The organism is Oscillatoria sp. HE19RPO (assembly GCF_024220515.1).
GTDB lineage: Bacteria > Cyanobacteriota > Cyanobacteriia > Cyanobacteriales > Laspinemataceae > Laspinema.
In genome coordinates, this window is sequence record NZ_JAMXOT010000264.1 from 1 (window position 1) to 8,948 (window position 8,948).

Annotated in this window: 6 protein-coding genes; 5 read left to right on the plus strand and 1 reads right to left on the minus strand. The window is 49.8% G+C overall.

Going from position 1 to position 8,948, the window contains the following annotated elements; all coding sequences use genetic code 11:
• Positions 1-526 precede the first annotated feature (526 nt).
• Entirely contained in the window at positions 527-1,693 is a 1,167-nt protein-coding gene (locus tag NG833_RS22105) for a hypothetical protein (protein ID WP_254567438.1), read from the minus strand.
• A 381-nt stretch (positions 1,694-2,074) separates the two neighbouring features.
• Here NG833_RS22105 and NG833_RS22110 point away from each other — a divergent pair, with 381 nt between their 5' ends.
• From NG833_RS22110 to trpE, 5 genes are all read left to right on the plus strand, one after another.
• A complete protein-coding gene (locus tag NG833_RS22110; protein ID WP_015151598.1) occupies positions 2,075-2,254 on the plus strand; it encodes a hypothetical protein in 180 nt (59 codons plus the stop codon).
• Between the two features lie 974 nt (positions 2,255-3,228).
• On the plus strand, positions 3,229-5,277 hold the full coding sequence (locus NG833_RS22115; protein WP_254567439.1) for a DICT sensory domain-containing protein: 2,049 nt from the start codon (positions 3,229-3,231) through the stop codon (positions 5,275-5,277).
• Between the two features lie 663 nt (positions 5,278-5,940).
• Positions 5,941-6,177, plus strand: coding sequence for a hypothetical protein (locus NG833_RS22120; protein WP_254567440.1), 237 nt, complete (start codon positions 5,941-5,943; stop codon positions 6,175-6,177).
• A gap of 93 nt (positions 6,178-6,270) precedes the next feature.
• Positions 6,271-6,699, plus strand: coding sequence for a photosystem I reaction center subunit II PsaD (locus tag NG833_RS22125; RefSeq protein ID WP_254567441.1), 429 nt, complete (start codon positions 6,271-6,273; stop codon positions 6,697-6,699).
• Between the two features lie 467 nt (positions 6,700-7,166).
• On the plus strand, positions 7,167-8,714 hold the full coding sequence (gene trpE / locus NG833_RS22130) for an anthranilate synthase component I (RefSeq protein WP_254567442.1): 1,548 nt from the start codon (positions 7,167-7,169) through the stop codon (positions 8,712-8,714).
• The last annotated feature ends 234 nt before the right edge of the window (positions 8,715-8,948 follow it).

An 8,948-nucleotide genomic window follows, 5' to 3' on the forward strand; every position in this document is an offset into this window, starting at 1 on the left:
TAGGGAGTCCAAAAAAATAAATTATCCAAGTTCTGCGGTGAAAAACTTGACTCTTCAGCCTGCGTAGGCAGGCTTTGTCCGTATAGCCCCACCCTTGAGGGTGTGGGTTTTGGGTATTTTATTTTTTGGAGTTCCCTTAGCGGATGCCACAGCCCTCTAATCAGGGCGATCGATAAATTAAACGCTCCCGAAACCCTTCCCCAATAAGCAATTGTAGTAACTTATGGTGGGCATTGCCCACCCTACTCCAATAAGCAATTGTAGGGCATTGCCCACCGTAACTTATGGTGGGCATTGCCCACCCTACTCCTTTAACTTCCAGCAGTCGGACCCTAAAATTGAGGAGTGGGAGCATCTTGCTCCCTACTACTCAAGTCGAGAAAGATGCTCCCACTCCATCACAGGCGATTCTCGAATCGCCCCTACAGAAACCGTAAGGGTTAGCGGTTTTTTTTATCCAGTATTTTCGGGAGTTCGCATCACTACCGAGGGGTCAGGTGGGCAAAACTCACCCAAAATTCAGCCCTTAAAAATGGCGAGAATTAGAGGAGGAATCCCCTTGAAAATCTTGAATAAAATGAGAGATAGCCGAGACTAAATTGGTGTAAAGCATTCCATCGGAAGCGCGATAACCGCGACCACTCCATCCGGGCAAATCCAGAGTTTCTGCCAACTGACCAAAATCCGAGGCGATCGCCCAGGTTTCTTCTGCCTCTTCTGGTTCCTCTGCGGCAGCTTCTGCTTCCCCCTGGCGATAGCGCTGGAGTTCCGCCTCTTGCTGGGCCACCTTTTGAGTCATCCGGTCCAACTTTTCCACCAAAGGCTGATAGGCTTTTTCTAAGTCCGCATTCACCACCTTGGCAGCTTCCTCATTAAAAGTATTTTCCCAGCTTTCCTGTTTAGACTGTTCTAAGGCTGCCTCTAAATCCGCAATCCGTTCATCCTTGAGTTGATTTTCCCGATGCAACTGAGCAATCCCTTCTAGTTCAGCTTGTTTTTGTTCCAATTCAGCGGCCAGTTCGACATTTTTAGTCAGCAGTTCTTCCCGCACTTCCTGCGCTGCGGCGACTTCGGTTTTCGCCGCCAGCAATCCTGCATCCCGCGCCTTGCGAAATTCTGCCTGTACTCGGTCCTGGAGTTCTTTTTCTAGCTGAATTCGCAAGGTTGCCAGTTCTTGGTCCTTTTGGGCGATCGCCTCGGCGATTTTTCGGTCTACCTCTTCTTGGCTAAACTTGCGAGGGGACGGTTTGCGGGCGATCGCCGGTTTGCCGGTGCGTTCCGTGCGGACCCGTTGTCTAATCATGGTGGCACTGGGGCGATCGCCGGAGGCTAAAATCTTTTCCGCAAGGCGATCGGACCCGCCACTGAGGGCCGCTAATGCGGAAATACTCCATCCCGCCATCTGGTCAATCCGGTGGGGAATCCGCTGCACCAGTTCCGCCACCTTGATTAAATTTTTAGCCAGATATTCCGACCCGTCAAAATAGCGATCGACCCAGACGCGAAACAGGTCTTTTCCCAACCGTTGTCTGGTTGCCAGCAAGTCGCACCCATTCTCAATCTGCTGAATGGTCCCGGTTTTGATGCGATCGCGGATCCGGGACACCACCGCCTCCGCCTCTTCTACTACATTGGCGGGTAAATTTCCATAATCTAGGGGAGATGGGTTGATACCTTCCGTCGTCTGTGCCATAATTGTCCTTAATAGTTTAAGTTTAATAGTCCTTAACGGTTCTGGATTGTCCTTAGATTGTCCTTAACGGTTCTGGATTGTCCTTAACTGTCCTTAACTGTTCTTGTACTTACGAGAATAGTCCTTATGCGTTAAGAACCTCAGTGTGGTTAGACCTGAGAGTTTCAAATGATTTTGATCCCCTATCCGTAGCTTGAATAAGCGGTTAGGCTTAACATTTCCCCGCGTTCTGTCCGGCAAGACAGGGCGCGGTTTTTCCTTAATGGCTAGTTTATCACAACAGGGTACCTCACCGAAGCAGATTGGTTCCCTATTTGTCAAGTTAACGTCCATTGTAGCTCCAAGGATGTATCATGAAACTGTTGACATCGAGACAAAACCGTGAGTAAACGAGTCCATGTAACCCTTCCCGATGCCGTCTATGATGCCCTCGAACGGTGGGCGGACAGTCAAGGACGGCCTGTGGCTAACTTGGCCGCATTTATTATTGAGACCGCTGTACAAGGAGCTAATAATGATGGGAAAATTCCGCCGCCACCCTCATCCCCGGCGAAAAATTAGCAGCTATTCAGAGTAAGGATTGGATTGTTCTGATCCAATCCGGAGCGGTTGCCGTTGAGGCTCAAGTGGCGATCGGTTTTAGGGTTAGGGCGATCGACTTCGGACGCTCCCTGGAATCATTTCTGAGTTGGGATTGCTTTATCTTTTTACATTTTTTTAATTTTGTTTTTAATGGGTTGATTCAATATTAAATTGGTGTAATTTTGAGTTAAGATTAACCCTTTAAGTTGTATGTCCAATATTATATAGCCAGTCTAAAAGTAAGGAGTGGGAGCATCTTGCTCCCTAGTGGAAATGATAGGGAGCAAGATGCTCCCACTCCTTTTTTGCATAACTTTATAATTGTTTGGGGCTGTGGGAGAGAAGAAACGACTGAAGTCGTTACTACTAACTAAGGATTTTATAATGGTTCGGGGCTGTTGGAGAGAAGATAACGACTGAAGTCGTTACTACTAACTAAGAATTTTATAAGTGTTTGGGGCTATTGAAGATAAGAAACGACTGATACTAAATCCGGTTGATAAAAGCATTAAAAATGGTAGGGTGGGCATTGCCCACCTAGATTTGGTGGGCAATGCCCACCCTACTACTAACTCAGAATTTTATAATGACTCGGGGCTTTCGCCGAGAAGATAACGACTGAAGTCGTTACTACAAACATAGAGGATATGAACTAACTATTTTTGATTTTGTTAAAGGCTTAGGCTGGTTTTTGGGGTTTAACTCGGGGTGAACGAAAAAATGATGAGAATTTATACCTAAATTTATGGAAAGGAATTCTTTATTTTCAATCAACAATCTGAAATACAGGGGTTTTTCGGGGAATCTCGCAGCAGTTTGGCGGTAGTCGGCTCATGGTGCGATAACGTTGTTATAGGGAGAACATTATAGTTTCGGCAATACCGGGACCGCCTGAACATTGCCGTGCAGATTACAAATCGTTGTTGCCTACACTGGAAATAAAGACAAGATAAATGAGCATTCCTACTTCGGTGCTGGAAGAGTTGCTGCACGCCTTGCCCCTGCTGAGAACTCAAATTTATTTCAAGTCTTCTTTAACCGCACTGTCCCATGCGATGGAAGATCAAGTCCTGGCGGGGACTGAGGCAGCGTTGGTGATTGCCTGTTTCCAACGAGAGCGATTTTATCGTCAGGAGGCACACCGATATCGACGAATCAGCAACAAGACGGATCAAGTGTATGTCCTGGCGGCACCGGAAACGGAATTTCAAAATAGTTCACAGATCCAGGAGGCGATCGCCTTTGAACCCGATGATGGATTAGCGAAAGAGTGGCACTTGGTGGTGCTTGCGCCGAACTATTCCACTTGTCTGGTTTGTCGGGAAAAAGAGGTAGCGCCGGAGAAGGGCTCGGATTTGCCCTCGATGGATCAATCGAGACGGTTTGAGGGAATTTGGACCTTTGACCGACAGGTTTCCAGTACCGTGGCGCGGTTATTGTTAGACCGAGTGCGGGTGTATCGACCGGATTTGGAGGCGAAGATCCAACGGGCGATCGCCACCTATCAATTGAACGAAACCGACAAGGCCCTAGAAGCAGCCGCAAGATTCCAAGATGTAGACCCAGGACCCTTTGTGCAACGGTTGGTCACCTACCTCCAGGCGGGTCAACATAAATTAGTCAAAACCTATCGCTCGATCGCCGCGCAGGAACGTCGGGAACGGTTAGTCAACTCCATTACCACCGCCATTCGGCAATCCCTGAATCCGGCAGATATTTTCCAAGTGGCCGTGCGAGAACTAGGCGGAGCCCTGGACGTTTGTCGGTGTTTAATTTATCGCTGCAAAGCCACGGATCAAGAAGCGGCGATCGCCTATGAATTTTTAGGGCGATCGGTCAAGTCCCTCACCGGAGAAGTGTGGCCCTTGCAGGAGAATCCCCTGTTTCAGGAAGTCGTCGCCTCTGGAGAACGAGTCACCGTCGAAAACATCACCACAGATCCCCGGATTACCGGGTCTAAACAGTTGATGAGCCTAGTCCAGGAGTGGGAGATTGGATCTTGGTTAATGGTGCCCGTGTTCTATCAGAATCAACTGGTAGGAATGGTCGAGTTGCACCACTGTGGCTGTGAGGAAAGAGAGTGGGATGCAGAGGAACTGGCAATGGTGGAGGCGATCGCCACCCAAGTTGGGGTCGCCACCCTGCAAGCAGAAGCCTACGCCAACCTAGAAGACTTAAACGAACAACTCGCCGCCCTCGATCGCACCCGTAGCAACCTGATCGCCATTACCGGACATGAACTCCGCACCCCCCTGTCCACCATTCAAGTCTGCCTAGAAAGTCTCGCCTCCGACCCCGATATGCCCCCGGAACTGCGGCAAGTCATGCTCAGTACCGCCCTAGACGATGCCGAAAGAATGCGGACCCTGGTGCAGGATTTTCTGACCCTATCGCGCCTAGAAAGCGGACGAGTGGAATGGAATACCGAAGCCCTACCCTTGCATGAATGCCTGTCCTTAGCCATCAGTAGCGTTCGCACCCGGGCTAACAGCGAAGCGGGAGGGTTACCCACCTTGACCCTGGAAGTGCCCGAGGATTTGCCCTTGGTGCGTGCCGATGGGGAGTGGTTGGTGGAGGTGCTCTCGAAACTGATTGATAATGCTTGTAAATTTACGCCGTCCGGGGGAACAGTGACCATTGTGGCCCAACCCCGAGGCGATCGGGAACTGGAGGTGAAAGTGGCGGATACGGGACGAGGGATTAGCAGCGATCGCCTCGAAACCGTCTTCGATCGCTTTTACCAAGAAGAAGGAGCATTACGTCGTTCCACCGGAGGCACCGGCCTAGGATTAGCCATCTGTCGGCAAATCGTCACCGGCTGGGGGGGCCAAATTTGGGCCAAATCTGGGGGGAAAGATTGCGGCAGTCAGTTTTATTTCACTATTCCCATCGCCGCAGACAGCACCTCGGAAGTTACCCCCAATCCCCGGAGTAAAAGTAAATCATCAAAAGGCGATCGGTCCTCCGGCAGTTCCCGCAATCGCCGCACACCGATTCGCTAGTAAGGAAGCATGGTTTTCCTGTTCGTAGTAACGACTTCAGTCGTTACCGCGTGTCATGGCATCCGCCATGACACGCACCCTTGTGGGCTTAAGCGGTAGCCCTGTCAAGGTGTATTGATTTGTAGGGGCGCAATGCGCAGGCCCCAGGGGCGCTTCGAGAAGCGCCCCTACAGGAAATAACGATTTTTCATCATCAAATTTACCTCTTGGACAGGCGCTTCTCGAAGCGCCCCTACAGGAAATAACGATTTTTCATCATCAAATTTACCTCTTGGACAGGCGCTTCTCGAAGCGCCCCTACAGGAAATAACGATTTTTCGTCATTAAATTTACCTCTTGGACAGGCGCTTCTCGAAGCGCCCCTACAGGAAATAACGATTTTTCATCATCAAATTTACCTCTTGGACAGGCGCTTCTCGAAGCGCCCCTACAGGAAATAACGATTTTTCGTCATTAAATTTATCACCTTGACAGGGCTAGGGCTTAAGCGGCTGTTTGGGGACTGGATACTTTATCTGCAATAGGGCGTGACTTGGCTCTTGCCAAGTCACGCGGTAACGACTGAAGTCGTTACTACGAACATTGGACCCCGGACAAATTCTGTACGATTAGGGTCAGGTGGGTTCACAAAGACTAGCAAACATGACTGGGGAGATCGGCTCTATGTTTGTAGTAACGACTTCAGTCGTTACCGCCTGTCATGGCGATCGCCATGACAGGCACCCTTGTGGGCTTAAGCGCCTGTTTGGGGACTGGATGGTTTGCCTGCAATGGGGCGTGACTTGGCTCTTGCCAAGTCACGCGGTAACGACTGAAGTCGTTACTACGAACATAGAGCCCATCGGCCCCAAACCTGACCTACAGAACACCAATAACCAACACAAAACGACCCAAATCTAAAGAACTGTTACAGATCCTTACGAAATCTGTAGCAGTATGCGATGTCAGTGGTACGATGCCCTAAAAATTGTTTCAAAATATCCGGAGTAAGATATGGCAGAAACCTTGACAGGACAAGCCCCAAAATTTGGGGGCAGCACCGGCGGTTTACTCAGTAAAGCGCTAGTGGAAGAAAAATACGCTATCACATGGACCTCTTCCAAAGAACAAGTCTTTGAAATGCCCAGCGGTGGCGCTGCTGTGATGAATGCAGGGGAAAACCTCCTCTACCTGCCTCGCAAAGAGCACTGCCTCGCATTGGGGACCCAGTTCCGGACCAAGTTCAAGCCCAAAATCGAAGACTATAAGATTTACCGCGTTTATCCCAATGGTGAAACCGAGTATCTCCATCCCAAAGATGGTGTCTTCCCTGAAAAAGTGAACGAAGGTCGTCCCTACTACGGCAAGATTGATCGCAAGATTGGCGACAACCCCCAACCTGCGAAAATCAAGTTCAGCGGTAAGAAGCCTTACGATCCGTAAACACCAAGCACTTATTGGCGATCGCCTAGGAACAAAGAGCCTTGTGCTGTGAGTTCCGAGTCAGGGTCCCCTAACATTTAAGGGAACCCGACTTGCGATCGCCTGCAATGTTTGTGTAACGTTTTTTAATCTGAAATCTCAATGGCTAATTGCTAATTGCTCAAAGTTTTTTGGCAATGAGCAGTTAGCCATTGTTTTGGGAACATAAAAAAGAGCAGATGGGGAGGAGATGTTTGTAGTAACGACTTCAGTCGTTACCGCGTGACTTGGCCTCTGCCAAGTCACGCCCCTTTGGAGGCAAAGCATCCAGTCCCCAAACCGACGATTAACCCTGTCATGGTGCGTGTCATGGCATCCGCCATGACACGCGGTAACGACTGAAGTCGTTACTACGAACATGAACCCCATCTCCCCCATCCTCCCCCATCTCCCCCATCTCCCCCATCCTCCGGCAACATCAAGACCTTATGATTTTTCCAGATTTTTCTCAATTTACTGAACTCGCCAAACAAGGTAATTTTGTCCCCGTCTACCAAGAATGGGTGGCGGATCTGGATACCCCTGTCTCAGCGTGGTACAAAGTCTGTGCAGGACAACCCTATAGCTTTTTGTTGGAATCGGTCGAAGGGGGCGAAAACCTGGCCCGGTATAGTTTTCTCGGCTGTGACCCTTTGTGGATTTTGGAAGCGCGAGATAACCAAACCATTCAAAAACATCGCACGGGAGTGGTGGATGTGTTTGAGGGGGACCCGTTTGAGGCATTAGAAACCTGCCTAAACTTGATTCAACCTGTGAAATTACCTGAATTGCCGCCGGGAGTGGGGGGTTTATTTGGATTTTGGGGATATGAGTTGATTCGGTGGATGGAACCCCGGGTGCCAGTCCATGCTGCGGGAGAAACCGATGTGCCCGATGGATTGTGGATGCAGGCGGATAGTTTGCTGGTGTTTGACCAAGTGAAGCGGAAGATTTGGGCGATCGCCTACGCAGATTTGCGAACTTTGGATCCGCGATCGGCTTATGACCAAGCCTGCGATCGCGTGCGGGGTTTAGTCAAGCAACTCCAGGAACCCCTATTAACAAAAGACACCCTGTTAGAATGGACCCCACCCTCCAGACCCTCAGATGCCAGCCAACGGAAAGAGTTGCACTATACCAGCAATACTTCACCGGAAACATACTGCAAAAACGTTTTAAAGGCCAAGGACTACATCAAAGCGGGGGATATCTTTCAGGTTGTGATTTCTCAGCGCCTCTCAGCGGAATATGAGGGAGATCCGTTTTCCCTCTATCGGTCCTTGCGGTTAATCAATCCATCGCCTTATATGGCTTATTTCAATTTCGATGATTGGCAAATTATCGGTTCTAGTCCGGAAGTGATGGTCAAGGCAGAACTGACTCCAGAAGGGTCCAGATTAGCCACGGTGCGCCCGATCGCCGGAACCCGATTGCGCGGACAAACTCCCCAAGAAGATGCCGCCTTAGCCAAAGATTTACTCAACGACCCGAAAGAAGTGGCTGAGCACGTCATGTTAGTGGATTTGGGCCGCAATGACCTTGGGCGAGTTTGTGTCAAGGGAAGCGTCCGGGTGGATGAATTAATGGTGATTGAGCGCTATTCCCATGTGATGCATATTGTCAGTAATGTCCGGGGGGAATTGGACCCGGAAAAAACAGCCTGGGATTTATTAAAAGCCTGTTTTCCTGCTGGAACTGTCAGTGGGGCACCGAAGATTCGGGCGATGCAGATTGTTCATGAGTTGGAAGGCTGTCGCCGGGGTCCTTATTCTGGGGTGTATGGGTATTACGATTTTGAGGGTCAGTTGAATAGTGCGATCGCCATCCGAACTATGGTGGTCCGCAGCAATGGCAATGGCAAACATACGGTTTCTGTCCAAGCTGGTGCGGGTTTGGTGGCGGATTCGGTGCCTCAGAGTGAATATCAAGAGACCCTGAATAAAGCGCGAGGGTTACTAGAGGCGATCGGCTGTTTGGGACAGTCTTCGCAAGGGTAAAGCTTGAGAGTCATTGGTCATTGGTCATTGGTCATTGGTCATTGGTCATTGGTCATTGGTCATTGGTCATTGGGGAAGATGGGGGAGGCTGTTTGTAGTAACGACTTCAGTCGTACTCCCCTGTTCGTAGTAACGACTTCAGTCGTACTCCCCTGTTCGTAGTAACGACTTCAGTCGTACTCCCCTGTTCGTAGTAACGACTTCAGTCGTACTCCCCTGTTCGTAGTAACGACT

Coding starts and splice junctions, on each gene's coding strand:
- NG833_RS22105 (WP_254567438.1), bottom strand. CDS start 1,693: ATGGCACAGACGACGGAAGGTATCAACCCATCTCCCCTAGATTATGGA.
- NG833_RS22115 (WP_254567439.1), top strand. CDS start 3,229: ATGAGCATTCCTACTTCGGTGCTGGAAGAGTTGCTGCACGCCTTGCCC.
- NG833_RS22120 (WP_254567440.1), top strand. CDS start 5,941: ATGTTTGTAGTAACGACTTCAGTCGTTACCGCCTGTCATGGCGATCGC.
- NG833_RS22125 (WP_254567441.1), top strand. CDS start 6,271: ATGGCAGAAACCTTGACAGGACAAGCCCCAAAATTTGGGGGCAGCACC.
- trpE (WP_254567442.1), top strand. CDS start 7,167: ATGATTTTTCCAGATTTTTCTCAATTTACTGAACTCGCCAAACAAGGT.